Annotated in this window: 22 protein-coding genes; 10 read left to right on the top strand and 12 right to left on the bottom strand. The window is 41.4% G+C overall.

From position 1 onward, the window contains the following. Window positions 1-35: 35 nt before the first annotated feature. The 5 genes from EXA13_RS05430 (at window position 36) to EXA13_RS05410 (ending at window position 1,341) form a co-directional block, all read left to right on the top strand. Window positions 36-275, top strand: coding sequence for a hypothetical protein (locus tag EXA13_RS05430; RefSeq protein ID WP_238132273.1), 240 nt, complete (start codon window positions 36-38; stop codon window positions 273-275). Further along, window positions 263-430 carry a hypothetical protein gene (locus EXA13_RS05425; protein ID WP_238132272.1) on the top strand — a complete coding sequence of 56 codons (168 nt, stop codon included), beginning with the start codon at window positions 263-265 and terminating at the stop codon, window positions 428-430. The genes EXA13_RS05430 and EXA13_RS05425 overlap by 13 nt, the downstream gene beginning before the upstream one ends. 5 nt (window positions 431-435) lie before the next feature. Continuing rightward, window positions 436-600: a hypothetical protein gene (locus EXA13_RS05420; RefSeq protein ID WP_238132271.1), complete on the top strand. Its 165-nt coding sequence runs from the start codon at window positions 436-438 to the stop codon at window positions 598-600. Between the two features lie 118 nt (window positions 601-718). Next, window positions 719-877, top strand: a complete 159-nt coding sequence (locus EXA13_RS05415; RefSeq protein WP_238132270.1) for a hypothetical protein — start codon at window positions 719-721, stop codon at window positions 875-877. After that, on the top strand, window positions 877-1,341 hold the full coding sequence (locus EXA13_RS05410; protein ID WP_238129930.1) for a type II toxin-antitoxin system death-on-curing family toxin: 465 nt from the start codon (window positions 877-879) through the stop codon (window positions 1,339-1,341). Before EXA13_RS05415 ends, EXA13_RS05410 begins: the two co-directional genes overlap by 1 nt. Before the next feature lie 22 nt (window positions 1,342-1,363). Here EXA13_RS05410 and EXA13_RS05405 read toward each other — a convergent pair whose 3' ends face one another. The 3 genes from EXA13_RS05405 to EXA13_RS05395 form a co-directional block, all read right to left on the bottom strand. Then, the gene (locus EXA13_RS05405) at window positions 1,364-1,786 is read right to left on the bottom strand and encodes a phage protein (protein ID WP_238132269.1); all 423 of its coding nucleotides are present in this window, start codon (window positions 1,784-1,786) and stop codon (window positions 1,364-1,366) included. 349 nt (window positions 1,787-2,135) lie between these two features. After that, the gene (gene yciH, locus EXA13_RS05400) at window positions 2,136-2,447 is read right to left on the bottom strand and encodes a stress response translation initiation inhibitor YciH (protein ID WP_238132268.1); all 312 of its coding nucleotides are present in this window, start codon (window positions 2,445-2,447) and stop codon (window positions 2,136-2,138) included. A 7-nt stretch (window positions 2,448-2,454) separates the two neighbouring features. Further along, on the bottom strand, window positions 2,455-2,832 hold the full coding sequence (locus EXA13_RS05395; RefSeq protein WP_238132267.1) for a DUF3319 domain-containing protein: 378 nt from the start codon (window positions 2,830-2,832) through the stop codon (window positions 2,455-2,457). Between the two features lie 101 nt (window positions 2,833-2,933). Between EXA13_RS05395 and EXA13_RS05390 the strand changes: the two genes are divergently transcribed. Then, window positions 2,934-3,896 carry a tyrosine-type recombinase/integrase gene (locus EXA13_RS05390; protein ID WP_238132266.1) on the top strand — a complete coding sequence of 321 codons (963 nt, stop codon included), beginning with the start codon at window positions 2,934-2,936 and terminating at the stop codon, window positions 3,894-3,896. Here the strand turns inward: EXA13_RS05390 and EXA13_RS05385 are convergent. Then, on the bottom strand, window positions 3,880-4,884 hold the full coding sequence (locus EXA13_RS05385; RefSeq protein ID WP_238132265.1) for a D-alanine--D-alanine ligase: 1,005 nt from the start codon (window positions 4,882-4,884) through the stop codon (window positions 3,880-3,882). The genes EXA13_RS05390 and EXA13_RS05385 overlap by 17 nt on opposite strands. Before the next feature lie 184 nt (window positions 4,885-5,068). Further along, window positions 5,069-5,650, bottom strand: coding sequence for an SPOR domain-containing protein (locus EXA13_RS05380; RefSeq protein WP_238132264.1), 582 nt, complete (start codon window positions 5,648-5,650; stop codon window positions 5,069-5,071). A gap of 263 nt (window positions 5,651-5,913) precedes the next feature. Between EXA13_RS05380 and EXA13_RS05375 the strand changes: the two genes are divergently transcribed. After that, on the top strand, window positions 5,914-8,607 hold the full coding sequence (locus EXA13_RS05375; protein ID WP_238132263.1) for a bifunctional acetate--CoA ligase family protein/GNAT family N-acetyltransferase: 2,694 nt from the start codon (window positions 5,914-5,916) through the stop codon (window positions 8,605-8,607). Between the two features lie 61 nt (window positions 8,608-8,668). Here the strand turns inward: EXA13_RS05375 and EXA13_RS05370 are convergent, their stop codons facing one another. The 4 genes from EXA13_RS05370 to EXA13_RS05355 form a co-directional block, all read right to left on the bottom strand. Then, a complete protein-coding gene (locus tag EXA13_RS05370) occupies window positions 8,669-9,559 on the bottom strand; it encodes a LysR family transcriptional regulator (RefSeq protein WP_238132262.1) in 891 nt (296 codons plus the stop codon). Between the two features lie 114 nt (window positions 9,560-9,673). Continuing rightward, on the bottom strand, window positions 9,674-11,368 hold the full coding sequence (locus EXA13_RS05365; protein ID WP_238132261.1) for an SgrR family transcriptional regulator: 1,695 nt from the start codon (window positions 11,366-11,368) through the stop codon (window positions 9,674-9,676). An 80-nt stretch (window positions 11,369-11,448) separates the two neighbouring features. Next, window positions 11,449-11,679, bottom strand: coding sequence for a DUF3389 domain-containing protein (locus EXA13_RS05360; RefSeq protein ID WP_238132260.1), 231 nt, complete (start codon window positions 11,677-11,679; stop codon window positions 11,449-11,451). Window positions 11,680-11,682: 3 nt separating this feature from the next. Then, the gene (locus EXA13_RS05355; protein ID WP_238132259.1) at window positions 11,683-12,132 is read right to left on the bottom strand and encodes a hotdog fold thioesterase; all 450 of its coding nucleotides are present in this window, start codon (window positions 12,130-12,132) and stop codon (window positions 11,683-11,685) included. A gap of 171 nt (window positions 12,133-12,303) precedes the next feature. On the opposite strand from EXA13_RS05355, the gene EXA13_RS05350 reads away from it, so the two are divergent. Next, complete coding sequence (locus EXA13_RS05350) at window positions 12,304-13,095, top strand: M48 family metallopeptidase (RefSeq protein WP_238132258.1); 792 nt, start codon at window positions 12,304-12,306, stop codon at window positions 13,093-13,095. Window positions 13,096-13,200: 105 nt separating this feature from the next. Then, entirely contained in the window at window positions 13,201-13,767 is a 567-nt protein-coding gene (locus tag EXA13_RS05345) for a PhnA domain-containing protein (protein ID WP_238115679.1), read from the top strand. Between the two features lie 51 nt (window positions 13,768-13,818). On the opposite strand, the gene EXA13_RS05340 is transcribed toward EXA13_RS05345, so the two are convergent. The 3 genes from EXA13_RS05340 to EXA13_RS05330 all read right to left on the bottom strand — a co-directional run bounded on the left by EXA13_RS05340 (window position 13,819) and on the right by EXA13_RS05330 (window position 17,342). Beyond that, window positions 13,819-14,010 (bottom strand): hypothetical protein, encoded by a 192-nt coding sequence (locus EXA13_RS05340; RefSeq protein WP_238132257.1) that lies wholly within the window; start codon window positions 14,008-14,010, stop codon window positions 13,819-13,821. A 219-nt stretch (window positions 14,011-14,229) separates the two neighbouring features. Next, entirely contained in the window at window positions 14,230-15,198 is a 969-nt protein-coding gene (locus tag EXA13_RS05335; RefSeq protein ID WP_238132256.1) for a TerC/Alx family metal homeostasis membrane protein, read from the bottom strand. Window positions 15,199-15,605: 407 nt separating this feature from the next. Beyond that, window positions 15,606-17,342 (bottom strand): bifunctional metallophosphatase/5'-nucleotidase, encoded by a 1,737-nt coding sequence (locus EXA13_RS05330; RefSeq protein ID WP_238132255.1) that lies wholly within the window; start codon window positions 17,340-17,342, stop codon window positions 15,606-15,608. Between the two features lie 255 nt (window positions 17,343-17,597). On the opposite strand from EXA13_RS05330, the gene EXA13_RS05325 reads away from it, so the two are divergent. Next, window positions 17,598-19,229: an ATP-dependent endonuclease gene (locus EXA13_RS05325; RefSeq protein WP_238132254.1), complete on the top strand. Its 1,632-nt coding sequence runs from the start codon at window positions 17,598-17,600 to the stop codon at window positions 19,227-19,229. Window positions 19,230-19,316: the final 87 nt, after the last annotated feature.

The raw sequence follows: 19,316 nt of genomic DNA, 5'->3' as shown, positions 1-19,316 counted from the left end.
GGCGTTAATTCTTAAAAAAACAGGGGTACTTAATAATGTTTGAGCGTTTTATGCAGGGGTCAACATGGCGGGGTTTAACCGTTTTGGTGTCAGTCGTGGCGGCGGCATTGGGTTACGGTGATGTGTTTAGCGCAACGTTAACCGAGGGGGGCGTTTTGCAAATCGGCGGCGCGGTCGGCGCGGTGGTTACGGCGGGCGTGGGGTTTTATGATGTGGTTCGAGATGAATACAAACAAAACGAACATAAAATTAAAGGGTTAACATGGAAACGATAATTACCGCTGTGATTACCGCTTCTGCAACGGGCATTGTAGCGGGTATTGCATCCAGTTACGCGACGGTCATTGCATTAAAAACAGATATGCACTGGTTAAAAAAGCTTTTTGACAACTTGGATGAACGCGTGTGTGAATTAGAAAAACAAGGTTAAAGGTTATGGCCAATAAATCAATCACAGTAAAAGCAGCGGGCCGAAAAGGCGGCAATGCTACGGCAAAGCGTTGGAAAAAAGATAAACGCTTTGCGGCAACCATGCGTAGAAAGCTGAGCGCAGCGGGTAAGAAAGGCGCGAAAGCCAAAAAGCAAGGCAAGTTATTTTGATGCGCTCACATTAAAAGGTCTGCAATAATGCAGGCCTTTTTGTATGAGTCGAGTTGGCTTTAAAGGGGGGCTATGATGTAGAATGTTAATAGAAGAACGAGACGAGTAAGGTGAGATCATGAGTAACGCATTACGCAAAGAGCTAAAAAAGGCGATAGAATCCAATAAGAATGTGGAAGTCACCTTTGAAAGAGCACCGAAAGAAGTGGTACAAGCGGCGATAAAAGAAGTGATGAAAAGCCATAAAAAAACCATTTCAGAGTTGGCTGATAGATAATGAAATCATCGTTACTTTTTTTAGACGTGGAAGACGTTATCGAAATACATGATAGTTTGTTGTCTGAAGGTCAAGGGTTAAAAGGGGTTAATCAAGATAAAGTTGAGGCGGTGATTGGTCGGGTGAAAAGCAATTATTCATACACGGACAATATTCAAACGCCTTTTGATTTAGCCGCTCATTACGCGGTAGCGATAGCGAGAGGACACGCCTTTAATGATGGAAATAAGCGTACCGCGTTTGTGACTATGATAACAGTGCTTAAAATCAATGGCATTCCAGTACCGGATGATATGCAAGAGCAACTATTAGAAAATGTTGATTCATGGGCTGATTTGATGGTAGGCGTGGCAGAAGGAAAAGTGGAAGCCAAGCATTTAGCAAATATCATTAGCTTGGTTTACCTTGTTGCATTGGCGGGGGTTGGACTCTCCAAAATAATCACGTATTTCACAAATGAATAACCCGCTCAGTGCGGGTTTTTTATTACTTAAATTTGGTGGGTATCCACGGTGCGGCTTTCATTCTACGCCCGCCGCGAAACGGTAACACGTTCTCTTTAGCAGGGACAATACGCGGATATTCAACGTGACCATGTAACGCAACCAATTGTTGATATTCATCTTTATGATAAGCAAAGGATTCCAGCTCGGTGGGAGAAAATTCGCGGCCAGTGGGCGTAATAAACACGGCTCTTTGTTCGTCAATGCGAAAGCCTTGCCAGCGGATATCATTAGGAAGATAGCCCAATGCTTTAATAATAAGCAGCTTTTCAGCCATGGGATTGATGGGGATTTTTCCGGATAACCAACGCTTAACTGTGATGGGTTTAACGTGAAAATAATCGGCTCCTGCGCCAATACTTTTAAATTCTCGCCAAAATAACGTCTTAAATGCTAAATCGTCCATGTGATACAACTCTCATTTTTAAAGTCTATTTAATTGTTTTTTTCTATTAATGAGTTTGAAATTGCACAATAAAGCCTATGAGTAGGAAAGGCCGTACATTTTGAGCAGAACATCACATTAATAGACATTCAATTAAAAACGATTTACAGCGAGGTATTAACTAAAAACCAGAATATAAGTAATTAAATTTAAAGGAAAATATTTTTTAAACTGAGAAGAATCTCGAAATGTTAAAACTCAATATCGTAGTGCGCATTACGTATATTATGTTAAATAAAGTAAAGAACCAAAAAGAGCATTATAATAAAGCTCTTTTTCTATATGGTTTATCAAACTCAAACGATAAGGATTAACCTCCGGCTAGTTTTACAGAGAACCCTTTCTTTTCTAGTAGTTGTTTGATTTTTTCTCGCATATCACCTTGAATTTCAATCTCTCCATCTTTTACTGAACCGCCACAGCCGCAGTTTTTTTTCAGTTCAGCGGCGAGTAACTTCAACGGAGCATCATCAAGATCTAATCCTTTAATGATTGAAACACCTTTGCCTTTACGCCCTTTAGTCTCTTTATGGATACGAACGATACCATCACCTTGGGGGCGTACCTTTTTTTCAGGTTCAGGTTGAATACGGCCAGTTTCAGTCGAATATACCAATGTCATAAAATTCTTACTTTCTTAGTTGAGTTTCTGCTTTTTGTTTTGCGAGAAGATGAGCTTCAATATGTTTTTGAATAGCAATTTTTGAACCTTTAATTAGCCGGCCATTGAAGAAGCAATACCAAGCATTAGGCTCCCCTGTATCATTTTTCAAAGTGAAGCCATTAAACTGTTCTTGTGCAGCTCTATAGGCTCCTTCACGCTTCCTTCCTACCGATTCAAATTCATTCGGATCAATGATAGAAGCGGTATCACACCACCAATCAATACTCTTTTTGACCGCAGCCAAGTTTCCCGTTAACACATGAGTCTTTATTTTGACTTGCCAGACCTCAGTTGAATTTGGTGCCGACTTCAAAGTAAGCCCTCGGTAAGTTGTTATCGCCATAGAGATCTGCTTCTTTTCATTGCTAATAGTTAAATAATAATTGTATCTGACGGGTTAGCAAGTATATTTATCGATAAATAACTAAGTTATAGTGCGTTAGCATGAAAAAAAATCTCTTGCCTCTCACCGATGAACTTAAAATAAAACAAATGGTTGAAGTGTTTCGTCATGAGATCACCTTAGATCAAATGGCTTTGCTTACTCAATATCATTATAAGCACAATTCCCTTCTGGCTTTCACGAAGGATTGGAATCGATTTGTCCAATATGGTCAACAAAAAGCGACCAAGCGATTACCCGCCTCAAGCTTAACCGTGAGACAATTTATCAAACATGAAGCCAAGACGAGGAAGTTCAGCACATTGAGACGTTACGTGGTCACAATCAAGTTAATCCACTATTTGCTCAACCAACCAGATCCCACTTCAGATATTCAGGTTCGCAATCAACTTCGCCATTTTCGTTTAGATAAAATAGGTGAAGAAAAACAAGCTAAACCATTTACTCGACAAAACCTGAACGCATTGTATAAATGTTTAATTAACAGTGAAATAACTAAAGATATTAGAGACTTAGCTATATATCATGTAATGTTTGAATGCGCGATGAAGCGTTCAGAACTTAAGCATCTTCCATTGGAAGCCATTCATCTAAATGCAACCGGTATTCAATACATTAACTTAGGTACAGAGCAATATTCTTTATCAGCGAATGCTCAACAATCATTATTAAAATGGTTAAATTATCTCAATGAACCTCATGGCCCTGTTTTTCGAGCCATTGATAGACATGGAAACATTGCTCAAACCCAACTTAATGACTCTTCTATTTTCCGTATTTTAAGGCGAGCTGGAGAACTTATTGCACAACCTAATTTGCATTTTTCTGGTCAATCTACCCGTATTGGTGCGGTAAAAGAGCTTGCCAAACAAGGATATAAAACAAAAGAAATTCAGCAGTTTGGTCGTTGGCTAAGTCCTGCGATGCCAAATCAATATTTAGGTAATTTACACACCGCAGAAATGGAAAAGTTTAAGTTTGTTCGCTTTAAACGTTTGGAATAAGAGACTGGTTAACGCAATCAGCTAAAAACTCACTAAACTTATGCCCATTATGCTCAAGCATTTTAGGGAACATTGAGATGGGCGTCATGCCTGGAAAGGTGTTGACTTCATTAAGGTAAATATTCCCTTGTTCCGTTAGAAAGAAATCGATCCGAGAAAGATGCCTTAGTTTCATGTGTGTGAAGACCTTTTGAGCGCAGTGATGAATTAAAGCTTGCTGCTGCTCTGTAAGATTTTTTGCTTCTACTTCGGTTCTTGAATGGCTATCAACACTGTATTTCTCTTCATAGCTATAAAAAGCATCATCCGGTGCAATAACTTCACCCGGTTTGGAAATATAAAGCTGACCGCCCAATTCATAAGCGGCAACTTCCAATTCACGAGGCTTCACCGCTTGCTCAACAAGTACTTGATCTGAGTACTGGAAAGCAGATTCCACCGCTTGGCTAACTTGTTCACTCTCCGTGACCTTGTAACAACCTACTGATGAACCTTGTCTTGCTGCTTTTATAAAAATGCCCCCCCACTTGTTGAATGCTTGTTCGGCACTTTGCTTTGTTTCTTCACTATTTTCTGTAAGAAACAGATAAGGTGTATTGGGGATACCGAGTGCGTCATACCATAGTTTGGAGGTAATTTTATTAAAACTGTTGGAGCTTGCTTCAGGGCCACACCCTAAATATGGGATACCAGCCAATTCAAGCATAGATTGAATATCCCCAGTTTCACCCGGGTAACCATGAATGCACGGAACAACAAAATCAATTTTTCTTGACCACGTCCCACCATTGAGTGATGCCGTATTCGTATCAAGAGAGACCAATTCATTCGATTCAGAGAACCAGCCGGTTGGTTTTATTTCAATGCGAATAACATCAAAATCTGGAGTAAGTAAAAGCTGCTGCTGTAAGTAATTAGCAGAAACTAAAGAAACTTCATGCTCCGACGAACCACCGCCGCACAGAAGTAAAATTGTTGTCTTCATCATTAAGCTTGTCCGTGACACCAAATAGGTTTTCTAATCTTGCGCTATGATAGACAATTCAACGCAAGCGTGCACTATTGAGATGAATTAATCACACGATCCTGTTTTAACTGCTTAGAGAATAAGCAACAAAGGAGCGATTAAGCCCCTTTGTTGCATTTTTAACCCATAAAAATAATATTTTATGCTAATTCAATTTATTCAAAGTTGGGTATTCAGAGTTTTTGATACTATCAATACTTTTTACAAAAGGTTTTAAGGTTTGGAACTCTTCAGGAAGCGTTTGAATGGCTTGGGTGGCCTCACTGCGACTAGCATAGTCACCATAAAGCACGGTATACCATTTGGTACCATTTACTACTTTATAGTTTTCCCAAATCGGTTGATTCCCTTTTGGAAGTTGATTAGCAAATTGATCCACCTTGTTTTGTGAGCCTACGGCTACCACTTGAATCGTAAACCCATAGCGAGGGTTCATCGCAATTTGTTTATCCGTTGGTGGAGCAATGGTAACCGCCGGTTTCGCCTTTGTTTGCGGGCTCATTTTTACCACTTTTTTCTCTTCTGCTGGCGTCATTTTGATCACATTCATTTCGACGTTCTGTTCAGAGATACCTTCCGCTGTTCCTTGCTCAGAAACAACGGGTTTGGGAACTTCAGCTACTGCATACTCTTCAGTATGACTTTGACTTGTTACATCGGTGATGTAACTCTCTGAGGCGCAGGCTGCGAGAAGCACTGACAAGCTGACTATTGCAACGTTTTTCATGGACTCATAACACTCTAAGTAGAAAGTAATGTAAATCATGCCGATAGAGGCGCTCAGAATCAAGCACCCACTGTGATAATCTCGGCTTATCCTGTGATTTATGACACAAACTTGTCTTCATATTATGCTGCTATGATCACATCGATGCGAAATACGCCAACAGTGACATAAAAAATTCACTAGGATAAAGCTATCTAGCGCACTTTCGATCTATTCATCTACGAACAAAGTGGTAAGCGATATCCACTTACGGTGTAAGAATTATGAATAATTTAAGTCAGTTGCTCAACCCCCGATCCATTGCGGTTATCGGAGCTTCTATTCGCGCTTTCCGAGCTGGAAATATCGTGATGAAAAACCTCTTACAAGGAGGTTTTGATGGTGCGATTATGCCAGTAACCCCCTATTACCCTTCTGTCTGTGGTGTTCTCGCTTATAAAACCATCGACGCCCTTCCTGTTATTCCAGATATTGCCATTCTTTGTACACATGCTTCACGCAACATTACGCTCTTCAAGCAATTAGCAGAAAAAGGGGTTTCTAACGTCATTGTCTTATCCGCTGATATGTATACCAACGATCTTCAAGAACAAGAAATACAGCAGCAATGCAATGAGATAGCCAAACAGGCAGGAATGAGAATCCTAGGCCCAAATAGCTTAGGGCTGATTCTTCCTTGGTGTCATTTCAATGGCTCCTTTTCTCCTGTCACCGCTCTTAAAGGTAATATTGCCTTTATCTCTCAATCGGCAGCAGTTTGTACCACAATTTTAGACTGGGCCAATGATAAACAAATAGGCTTTTCGGCCTTTGTCTCATTAGGTAACGCCAGTGATATCGACTTTTCCGACCTGCTCGATTGCTTAAGTACAGATAGACATACCGAGGCGATTTTACTTTATGTGGATACCATAAAAGATGCTCGTCGCTTTTTATCTGCAGCTCGTGCTGCCTCACGTAATCGGCGAATATTAGTCTTAAAAGGCGGAAGAACAGCAGCAGGGAGAAAAGCGGCACAAAGACACACTGGCGGTGATAATACTCTCGATAGCATTTATGACTCGGCAATTCGACGCACAGGGATGTTGCGTGTGAATAATACCCACGAATTATTTGCCGCTGTAGAAACACTAACCCATGCCGTTCCATTACGAGGGGAACGACTTGCCATTATTACCAATGGTGGTGGCCCAGCCATTATGGCGATTGATGCTTTACTTGAAAGAGGAGGAAAACTGGCTGAATTAAGCTCTGATGTCTACCATGCGCTAAATCAATGCCTGCCTCCCAGTTGGTCACATAGTAACCCTATCGATATTGTCGGTGATGCCGATGATCAACGCTATGTTAACGCATTAAATGCCGTGTTAGAAAGCGATGATGTTGATGCCGTTTTAGTCATGCACTCACCTTCTGCGATCGCCCATTCAGAACAAACTGCTCAAGCGATTGTAGACGTAATCAAACATCATCCCCGAGCACGTCGATTTAATATTCTGACCAATTGGTCCGGTGAGCTGACAGCCAGACCAGCAAGGCAGATTTTTACCCAAGCGGGTATTCCAACATATCGAACCCCAGAAAGTGCAGTTGTCGCATTCATGCACCTGGTTGAGTACAGACGAAATCAAAAACATTTAATGGAAACCCCTAGTACTTCAGAAGCGGTACATTCCTCTGAAGTGACCAGCGCAAAAGCTTGGATTGAAGAGCATTTGACAGATCAAGAATCTATCCAACTTGATACTCATCAAATTGGTGCTTTCTTTAAATTTTTTCATTTTACGGTATTACCGACTTGGATTGCTTCCGATACCAGTGAAGCTGTCCATATTGCCGAAACGATCGGCTATCCTGTTGCAGTAAAACTACGCTCTCCGGACATTGCTCATAAATCTGATGTGCAAGGAGTAATGCTTAATTTACGCAATAGCAGTGAAGTGGCGAATGCCGCACAAGCTATCCTTGATCGTAGCCAAATATCCTACCCTTCAGCACGAATTCATGGGTTACTCGTCCAAGCGATGGCAAAGCTCGCCGGAGGAGAAGAGTTGAGAATCAAAGTTAAGCATGATTCCACTTTTGGCCCTGTTATTTTACTTGGCCAAGGAGGTTCAGAATGGGATGAGTCGATTGATGCAGAAGCTGCGTTGCCACCACTGAATATGACACTGGCCCGTTATTTGATCGTTCGAGCTATTCGCAGTGGTAAAATTCGTTTACAAAAGCAGCCTGTTCCTATTGATATTAATGGGTTATCTGAATTTTTAGTTCGCATCTCGCAGATGGTGGTTGATTGCCCGCAAGTTTACGAGCTGGATATTCATCCTGTTTTAGTTAATGGGGGGCAGTTTACCATTTTAGATGCTGATCTCACCCTTAAACGCTTTAGTGGTGATGCGCAAAGTCGATTAGCTATCCGCCCTTATCCTTCTGAATTAATGGATACCTTTATCGCTAAGGATGGAGAGAGGATAACACTGCGCCCTATTTTACCGGAAGATGAGCCTTTGCATGCCGAGTTTATTAAGCATGTCTCAAAAGAAGATCTCTATAAACGTTTTTTCTCTGATGTAGGGGAATTCAACCATGAAGCTCTCGCCAACCTCACCCAAATAGACTATGACCGAGAGATGGCTTTTGTCGCTATTAGTCATCAGCATGAACAACCGGAGATCATTGGCGTATCTCGAGCCTTAATTAACCATGAAAATAGTGATGCAGAATTTGCTATATTGATCCGATCCGATCTCAAAGGCAAAGGGCTGGGAACCGTTCTTATGAAAAAAATCATTGATTACTGTAAAGCAAAAGGAACCTTACAGTTATCAGGAATGACTATGCCGAGCAACAGAGGAATGCTTACTTTGGCACAAAAAATGGGTTTTACTATCGACATTCATTTTGAAGATGGTGAAGCGGATATGGTTTTACCACTCACGACGCCTCACCCATAATAGCCTATTTATAGTCAGGGCCTCGCGCTCTGACTATAACCTTATCATTTGAAGTAATGTTTTAATCACTCCACTGCCAATTCTTTTTCAGATATTGGATACACCATGATTTGGCTTCACCGATTTTATTTCGTCGCCAAGCCAAGATAATATCAATGTGTTTGTCTTCGCTTCCTTCAATTATTTTCAATTGTCCATTAGCAATCAAAGGTTGAGCAACGCTGAGTGGCAATGTACCAATGCCAAGCCCATCGATTAAAGCTTGGCATTTTGCATTAAAATTCGTCACCGTTAAACGAGGTTGTTTTTGGAGAATATTGACGCTCATGGCGGGCTGCTCTCGCGCGGTATCTGCAATCGCTATCACCCGATATTTTTGACGAGCATCTTCATCAAAGACGCCCTTTCGCTTATGGACATAATGTTTATTGGCGGCAACCCAAACCATGGTTATTTTTCCAAGAGGTTCGGCTTTGACATCTTGAGGAAGTGTCTCTATTTTCGGACAAATAAGAAGGTCAGCTCGATCATTTGCCAATGACTCCCAGCACCCTGCCAAAATTTCTTCTTGCAATCTAATACGCGTTTTACTGACATTACCAAGCGCCTCAACCAGGGGAAAAAAGTTTGCGATCGGGATAATGCCATCAAACGCGAGGGTAATATCAAGCTCCCAGCCATTGGCTAGTAATGTTGCATCATTCACCAGTTTTTCTGCTGCAGAAAGAATCATTCTTCCTCGTTCAAGGATCAATGTTCCAGCTTCTGTAAAATTAGCCTTATGACCAGAACGGTCAAAAATCATAATATCGAGATCTTGTTCCAGTTTTTGAATTTGATAACTCAAAGAACTTGGCGCTCGATTTAGCTCATTGGCCGCGGCGGCAAAACTGCCTCGACGATCAATAGCATCAAGAATGTGCAAGGCTTCTAATGTCATTGGACTTTGCAAAACCGAGATCCCCTTTTTATAGAATAACCAATAGGTTGAGATTAATGAGTATGCCTGATTTGTTAACACGGTGCCATTGTATCGCGCAGTTAAAGCAATAACATCTTGTTATGGCTAAACTTCTATATCCGGTTTCACCCAAACTTGGCTAAAATCAAACCATCCTAATGCATTACATTTAGCATTTTGTAATGAGCCACATTGATCTTTGCTGACGCCGAGCCAACAATGAAACATCGGGATAATTTGCTGCTTTTCAATTAATGACTTACCAAGCTCTTGTGCTGGGAAATTGCCCTTATCTTCAGCTCGCCATTGATCAACAAGTTCAGACCACTCATTAAAATCGTCACTTTGACTCATATGCTCAATATCGGAATAATTGAGTAGCCAACCTGCTAGAGCATCATCTCGATGATTGGCTATCCCCATCGCTTTTATCCAAATATCAACCTGTTCAACCGATTCCACCGTAAGCTCATATTTAATGAAATTCACCTCAATACCATCGGCTTTAAGGATCTGTTGAATTACTTTTGCTAAGGTAGGGAACATGGGGTGTTGAGCATGATAAGCAATCGTTACCGTTCTACACTCTGGCGGAGAAATCGCCTTATTGCTGGAGAGTTGATGATACCAACCTGGTTTTAAGCCATACGCTGGTAAAACCCCGAGCTCAACCACTTTTTCTTCTGGTAATAAACGAAATAGATTTAGCGTACTGAGCTTATGCTGAAAATAACTCGCCCATTGGTCATCCGCGGCTAATCCTTTACGACGATTCAGCAATAAATAAGTACAACCAGGATCCAGCTCAACATCCTCGGTAAACGAACCTCGTTGACTTTTTATAGGGTGCGCTAGACTTGGAAATACCATCGATGAATGCACTTCATCAATCACCCAGACTTCCACTCGGTCAAGCAAGGGGCGAAATCCAAAATACCCATCAAAGGCTTGTAAAATTAACCGCTTTTCATCGTTCACCATGACTTTATAAGGCCCACTACCGATCGGCATTAAATCAAAATCATCGGAACGCATCGTTTCGGGCAATAAAATTTTGGCACACGATTCGGCAAGCAATAGAGGTAAATGGTAGTCTGGTTTTGCAAGATGCACGTCTACTACCCAAGATTCTGGCGAAGTCACTTGCTCAATATGAGCAAATAAGTTAACTAACCGAAGTTGCCATAGGCTTTGTACAACAACCTCTGTCGTTAATGGTTCACCATTATGAAATCGAACGCCTGGACGCAAATAAAACCGCCAGTGATGCGCGCTAAGCGCTTGCCAGTGATGCGCTAAATCTGCTTGGACCTGCTCTTCTTCATCTAAACGGGTTAATCCACTGTAGATCTGCCGTGCAATATGTAGCTCAGAACGACGCATCGGCTTGGCTGGGTTAAGCATGGAAAGTGGTCGATAGTAAGGTAGGCGAACCACTTGTTGACCTTCTTGATGCTGAACCCCCAAATAACTTTGGATAACTTGAGTTAATTTGGCGGCATCTTGATCAAGCACAGACAATGCTTGGCCTATTTTACCCTCTTGTAGATATCGACGCGCTAAATTTTCACTGACATCCGTTCGGCTTCGTTTAAAGATTAGTTGAGATGACTTTCCTCTTCCTGCGGCTGGATGCCATTCAATCCAGCCCTCTTCTTCCATTTTATTTAGTACAATGCGTGCATTACGTCGTGTACAAAAGAGAATCTCGGTGAGATCTTCAAGCTGAGTATCCGCATTTTGACCATTAAAATGCTCAAAAAGTGTCTCAAACTGGACGCGTAATCGAGGGCTGCTCATAAAGGGGAAACTTACCATAGTGTAAAATCACTTCAGTTTCCCTATTTATGGCACTTTTCGCAAGTACTCAACCATAATCTTTAAGCAATATCACACCCTAGAGCTTGAGCTAGATCTTGTAATTGCTGCGCGCTATCGAGTTTAAGTGACCATTTAGTTTCACTGCCATGGGCCACGACAACATTAGCACCTGATATTAGACTCACCGCATCTTTGACGGCGTGTAATGATAAGCCGTGTTCTCCTTCCAAACGAATAAGAATTTCATGGGCAGTAACAATAATTTTTCCGCTTTTAAATTCAATCACCATATCTTAAGACTCATGCTTTTCTATTCGTTGAGAGCGAGATGGTTTCACCGCCATAGTTAAACGACTGGTACAAACAAGTCGTTCTCTTTCATCCGTGATTTCTATCTGCCACACTTGAGTGGAAACCCCTATATGTATTGGACGCGCTGTACCAATGACTATCCCTTCACGCATGCTTCTAATATGATTAGCATTAATGTCTAATCCAACACAATAACGGGTTTCGTCTACACAAAAGTTAGCCGCAATCGAACCTAGAGTTTCTGCCAAAACAACAGAAGCACCACCATGCAGCATCCCCAATGGTTGATGGGTAAAAGAGCAGACAGGCATAGTCGCACTAATGGTGTTATCTGTAATCTCGGTATAAATAATATTGAGGTGTTCCATCAGGGTGTTTGTTGATGTGGCATTTAAGCCCTCTAAACTGATTGGTTTTTTCCAAATTGACATGAGTTTCCTACTATTGACTAAATCATAGAAAAAGAAAGAAGGATTATACTACACCACAATGCAAGGCTCGCTATTGACGACCATGCCGGAAACGCTATATCTTGCTGTCAGATTGATTAAATACTCATCAAATTTAATAACATTATAGTCATAATCCTTAAGGAGATCTCAATGCGATCATGGACGAAAGCTTGCGGCTTACTCATCACATCAATTGGCTTAATGGCTTGCAGTGCTTCTCCAACCGGAAGAAATCAACTATTACTTTTTTCAAATACTGAAATGAGCAGCTTAGGTGCACAGTCTTTTGAACAGATGAAAAAAGAAATCCCTATTAGCCAAGATCGAAAAACCAACACTTATGTTCAGTGTGTTGCCAACGCAATTATCGCCCAAGTTCCAAAACAATCGGGGTTTAACACATGGGAAGTCATCGTTTTTGACAGTGAACAAGTGAACGCTTTTGCCCTTCCCGGTGGAAAAATTGGTGTGTATACCGGGCTCCTTAATGTTGCCACCAATCAAGATCAATTAGCCACGGTCATTGGGCATGAACTGGCACATGTACTCGCCAGCCACAGTAATGAGCGTTTATCGCAATCTCAATTAGCAAATGTGGGATTACAAATTACCGATGTTGTACTTGGTGCTTCAGAATATGGCCAATATCGAGATATCACGATGGCCGCTTTAGGGGTTGGTGTGCAATATGGTGTGATTTTACCCTATGGTCGCCGTCAAGAGTCTGAAGCCGATATTTTAGGATTAGAACTCATGGCGAAAGCCGGATTTGATCCTAAACAAAGCGTTGAATTATGGAAGAACATGGCAAAAGCGTCGGATGGAAAACAACCACCGGAACTCCTCTCTACTCACCCTTCACACGATACACGCATTGAAGATTTAAGCCGAACAATGCAAAGTTTGCCAAATTATTCGCTTTCCGCACCAAATTGTCATTAAATAGTCAAAATAGACGGTTAATTATGACTAACCGTGGAATATCCCTTTAAATTTTGTGCATAAAGTGGATAATACCCGCGAAATTCATTTTATAAGGTGGGGACGATGTCTACTGAAGCTACTTTACTCGAACGCTGTGAATCCAAATGTGAACTCTGCTCTTCAGAGTCAGCGCTTTCTCCATATGTGGTTTCACCACACACTCAAGTAACCGTTGACCATGCCGTGATGCTTTGTTCAACCTGTAAAGATCAAATTGAAGATCCTGAATCTGCAGAAATTAACCACTGGCGCTGCCTCAATGACAGTATGTGGAGTCAAGTTCCTGCTGTTCAAGTTCTTGCTTGGCGCCAACTAAAACGCTTATCCGCAACTAAAGGTTGGGGACAAGACTTGCTCGATATGATGTACATGGATGAAGAAGTCCAAAAATGGGCTGAAATCGGCATGAATGATGACGAAGAAAAACCGCGTGATGTTAACGGTGTTGAGCTGAAAAAAGGTGACGACGTCACTGTAATTAAAGATTTACCCGTCAAAGGTTCAAGCATGGTGATTAAACAAGGTACAGCTGTGCGTGGTATTGCCTTAACGGATGATCCTAAACATATTCAAGGCAAAGTTAATGGGCAAACCATGTTCATTATTGCGGAATATTGCCGTAAAAAATAAGGCAATAACTTCTAACAAACAAAAAGCCGACATAACCGTCGGCTTTTTTAATTAGCGCATTAAACCAATATCTCGCTGTATATGATGCGATAACTCCCCTGTGTGATAACGATGTGCCGAACTGGACTCGACAAAAAGAATATCAACAAAATGAGCAATCAATCCTTTGAAGTTAACCGTATAGGTTTTTTTATCCATAGAGGAAGGGGCTGAAACAGAACTAAAATACATTGCTTGTGTCATAGTTGCCTCTCTTGATAAACCGGTCACTGACTTGGCTGAATGTTAAGCAATCCCCTCAAGTTTACAAAATGACAAAATTTGACATTTCGAATGAATAAAACTAATAAAACAAATCGTTAACAATCACTTGAGTCATGCTTCACTTATCTTCAATAACTAGTTATTACTCCGTCTATTTTTTGAATAAAGATTCACCGCATTTATTTTTTAACAATAAATTCATTTATATTCTTTTTCGACTTTGATCGCAGTGTGAGTTTTGATTGTTTGCCCTTTCATCAACGAAGCAATGACAGCAATCAACATCGTCACCAATAGGACCGACAAAGAGATAGGCGTTGGTATCTCCCATGGTGAGCCGACTAAGAGCATCTTAATACCAATAAATAACATGATGAATGCAAGAGCAGGTTTTAAATAAATAAACTTATCCATCATCCCCTGTAGAACAAAATACAAAGAACGTAACCCTAACAAAGCAAACACGTTTGCAGCTAACACTAAAAAAGGCTCGCGAGTGACAGCAAAGATAGCGGGAATCGAGTCGAGGGCAAACATCACATCCATGCAAGCTATCATACCCACAACAATAAACATTGGAGTTACCCACCAATTTTTCTGCTGACGAACAAATAGAGCATGTCCAGAATAATCATGAGTTACGTTAAACCACCGCCTCATTATCCGTTCAGGAAATGGGTTAAGTTCCGAGTGTTGTTTTTCTCTCGCAAGCTGAATCCCTGTCCAAATTAAAAAAACGGCAAAAACATATAAAATCCAGTGGTATTGAGCTAATAGTTGCGCACCGATCACAATCATCATTCCACGTAGAATTAAAGCACCAATTACCCCATATAGCAGCGCTCTTGGACGGAGGGGATCGGGCACTGAATATTGATGAAAAATAATGGCGAACACAAACAAGTTGTCGATACTAAGCGATTTTTCTAATAGGTAACCCGTTAAAAATGCCAATGTGGCTTGCGAAGCGTTGTAATCACTATTGGGTAGATAGATATCCCAGAACAGGAAAAGAGTTGTCGCAAAAATAAAAGCCAACAAAACCCAAAAAAGGCTCCAGCTTAATGCGCGTTTTAAAGAAATACGGGTACCACGAGTTTGCCAAATATCGATAGTAACCAAGAATAAAGTGAGAGCCAAAAAGCTCAGGTAAGTCATTAGGGACATAATTCCTCCATGCACGGAAGAAAAACGTTTTAGAAAAGAAAACGAAACCTTCCGCATACCAAATTATGCTGAACAAAACAGCATAGATGCGTTGGTCTCGTCGAAATAGATACAATTTCTACCTATTTATACTTGCCGGATAAGCTTAATGCTTAACGTGATGACGACAAGTAAACAGCATGATGGCGACTACTCCCCAAACAGCGCTACTCTACTATGGTTGGTTCATTTCGTCTAGAGACAAACCATGGATTTAGCTTGATGGTAAAAAATAGACTAATCCGGCCCATAAACTGATCCAAGTAACAATTGCCAGCATATCCCCCCAATAACTCCCCATCGTATTGCCTCTTTACACTCATGCTTTACTCTATAAAATGAAACACAAGCAAAAATTGAGCCAAACCTCAACTGAATTGAGTGACAACATGATTCGATGCTGTTTGATTCAATAAATAAGGCTTATCCGTTAATAATTCAATAAACGCGTCAGCCATGGAAACATTCGTCACTTTCCCTTCCCCTTTCATTTCAGTTAAGGCATGGTAGCCTTCTTTACCTTTCATCGTATAGGCTGATGATGTGCCATAATAATCCCTGTCCGCATCGACAGAATGCCAAGCTCCATCGATAAAAATGGCTAAGTTTTGAATTCGTTCACCTATCGGGTTCTCGGCTTGATAAGCAAAAGATAGGTTATGCGTATAGGGGTAACTGCCGGAGCCCGTCCCTTCGACGCCATTATTGAGTGCATTATTGATAGCCCCTTCTAACGTTTGAGCAAGCGCATTTCCAGAAATTTTATAAACCCCAATCGGAACAGCAAATGGCAGTAATTTACCGGCAATATCCGCGACAGAAACTTCCCCCGGCAAAATAGAGGTTCTCACCCCACCGGCATTATGAATGGCAAACTGAACTCGATATCCACGCTTTTCCATCGCATACGCAAACGCTTCAGCAACCAAAGGCGCAAGTTGGCTAGGCCCTTCTTCATCAGGAATACGAACATGACGCCATTTCTCTGATGCATGAGCAATCACTTGATGTTGTAGTTCGCGGACTCGGGGTATGTATTTATTCTGTAAAATACCATGAACATCTGAATCTTTCTTACACACCACCACATTGGGATGGTTATTCACATACTCACAAGCATCAAGGTGTGCGGTATCACTACCCGCTTCACTCATACTGGCATCAAGGAAAAGACGACGCCCTAGCAGCAGCTCATTTCGCCCAGAAAAACTTACCACGTGTCCGTCTTTATCAAAGTCAATATGGCAATGCCCAAGTGCCAAAGCATATAATCCGGCTTGAACCACATACGTGCCATTGACAAATTGCCCATACGATTCTTCTTTTGAAAGCCCTAGCGCACTAAAGTCACCTTGTAATATATGGCTGTGCCCACCGACAATGACGCTGATCCCCTCAACCTTGGCAGCCAGTTCCTTATCTGCGTCATAACCTAAGTGGCTGACTAAAATGATTTTATTGATACCTGATTGCTGAATAGCTTCAACTGTTTTTTTAGCAGTTTTGAGTGATGAAACAAAAGGTGTATCCCCATCTGGATTCGCTATTTCTTCCATTTTATCCAACGATAGACCAAAAATAGCCACTTGACTGTCATCCACATCTTTCACAATCCAACGGGCACATTGTCGCTTTTGATCAAAGGCATATACCTTTGGGTTATTAGAGAGTCGATGCTGTTTATCTTGCCGCTCTTGAGATAAGTCCCAGTTACCCGCGAGTAATGGAAATTGAATGCGTTTAGCAAATTGAGCAACCGGTTCATTTCCCATATCCAATTCGTGATTTCCTAACGTCATCGCATCAATACCAAGTGCATTGAGCATCTCGGCATTAGCCTGACCTTTAAATAACGAAAAATACAATGTGCCTTGGAAGCAGTCGCCCGCATGGACAAAAATAAAGCCACGCTTCATTCGTTGAGCGTCTGCTCTTAGTTGATGAATTCGTGTTGCAATACGAGCAAACCCACCTGCACTGACAAAAGGAGTCAGGGTTTGATTATGAATATTTAAGGATAGCTGTAATGATGTCGGCTCAAAGTAAGAATGGGTGTCATTGATATGAGCCAGAGTAATGGATGTCATTTCTTTTGTTCTTTTCATAATATTTTCTCTTCTCTTTCCCCTCCATCCTAGCCTAAAAATTATGACAAAACCGTGACTTTTATGAAATATTTTTGCAAGACAAAGTTAAAGAATAAAACCAAGGCCACTCTATCGCTCTGAAAAAAGTAAAGAATCTGTGAGATACCGATCAGTTTAGTGGCTTAAGAGTCTGCTTATTCAACCGTTTTCCTTTATGCTTAAAGAAAAACTCAACGCAAATTTTTAATGACGTTGAGAAAGAGGAACAGGCCTATGCATTTAGAACGTATTGAAATATCAGGATTTCGAGGTATTCGGCGCTTATCACTTACCTTTGATGAACTCACTACCTTAATCGGTGAAAATACATGGGGAAAATCTTCTTTGCTAGATGCCCTATCAGTAATGCTACCCCCTGATGGAAAACCTTACCAGTTCGAATTACAAGACTTTCATGTGGACTACGCCCTATCTCACCCACAAACTCAAGATATTCAAATTATTCTTAGTTTTGTCGCCTCAGACAAACAAGAGCATCGCGCTGGCCGCTATCGAAAACTCAAACCGGTATGGCGACAAGATGAAAATGGCTACCACCGAATTATTTACCGCGTCCATGCATCTCGCGTGCAGTACGACATTTCCACCCACTACGCCTTCTTAGATCTAGAGGGGCAAGCCATTACCATCCATGATAATGAACAGTTGGCCCAGCTATTGATGAGCTTACACCCTGTTATTCGGTTACGAGACTCCCGCCAATTTGACCGCCCTTTTGTTGAAGGTAATGGAAAAAATGCCCGAGTAGAGAAACGCATTAATAATACCTGTCGCCGCCTAATGGCGATTCCTGGTCATGTGAATAAAGGAGAAATGCGCAGCAGTTTAAATTCGATGCAGGCATTGATAGAGCACTACTTTTCGTTTAAAGATCAAAAGCGTAAGAACCCACGTCGAGAGCGAGAAAGTTTAGTCTATGGACCACCAAGCCATGATAAAAGCCTATCGCAAATTGTGGATGATACGAAAAATCGACAAACACGCCTCTTATTAATGGGGCTACTGAATGCTTACTTACAAGCAAAAGGACCAAATGATCTCCGTCGTTATGCTCGCCCAATACTGATTGTTGAGGATCCTGAAGGGCGCTTGCACCCAACCCATTTAGCTCGAGCATGGAACTTACTCGATTTACTCCCCATGCAAAAAATATTAACGACTAACAGCGGTGATTTGCTCGCCTCTGTTCCTCTACACTCGATTCGCCGCCTAGTTAGAACGTCTGATAAAGTGGTGGCAACCAGTATGCCCAGCCGAGGATTAGGCCGTGATGAACTCAGACGAATTGGTTTTCATATTCGTTTTCATCGCCCCGGTGCTCTCTTTGCTCGCTGTTGGTTATTGGTTGAAGGAGAAACGGAAGTTTGGCTATTTAGTGAGTTAGCCAGACAATGTGGCTATAACCTAGCTGCAGAAGGGGTACAAATCATAGAATTTGCCCAATCAGGATTAAAATCACTGATCAAAGTGGCTAAGGCTTTCGCAATTGAATGGCATGTCGTCACAGATGGAGATCCTGCAGGCAAAAAATATGCGACAACAGTCTTGAATATGCTGGAAAACGATCAAGCTCGACATCGTCTCACCGAATTACCCGATCGAGATATTGAGCATTTTTTGTACTCTCATGGTTTTGAGTTCTTTTTCAAAGATATGGTAAAAATCCCTCATGATCATCCCATTCCAGCTAAAAAAGTGGTCAATAAAGTGTTGAAAAAGCACGCAAAGCCTGATCTCGCTCTCGCTATCGTTTCTCATTGTGAAGAAAATGGTGTGGAATCAATTCCGGTTCTCTTGCGTTGGACATTAAAAAGAGTAGTAACCATGGCTAACGGGAATATTTAAACGGTACCATTTCAACACATTCCCTTTGTGAAAAAGCATTCACAAAGGGAATCACGCTGAGGCTCAAAGTGCCATCAATATTACTGA

This window comes from Vibrio cincinnatiensis (assembly GCF_022113815.1).
GTDB classification, from domain to species: domain Bacteria; phylum Pseudomonadota; class Gammaproteobacteria; order Enterobacterales; family Vibrionaceae; genus Vibrio; species Vibrio cincinnatiensis_A.
This window is presented reverse-complemented; position numbering and strand designations above follow the sequence as displayed.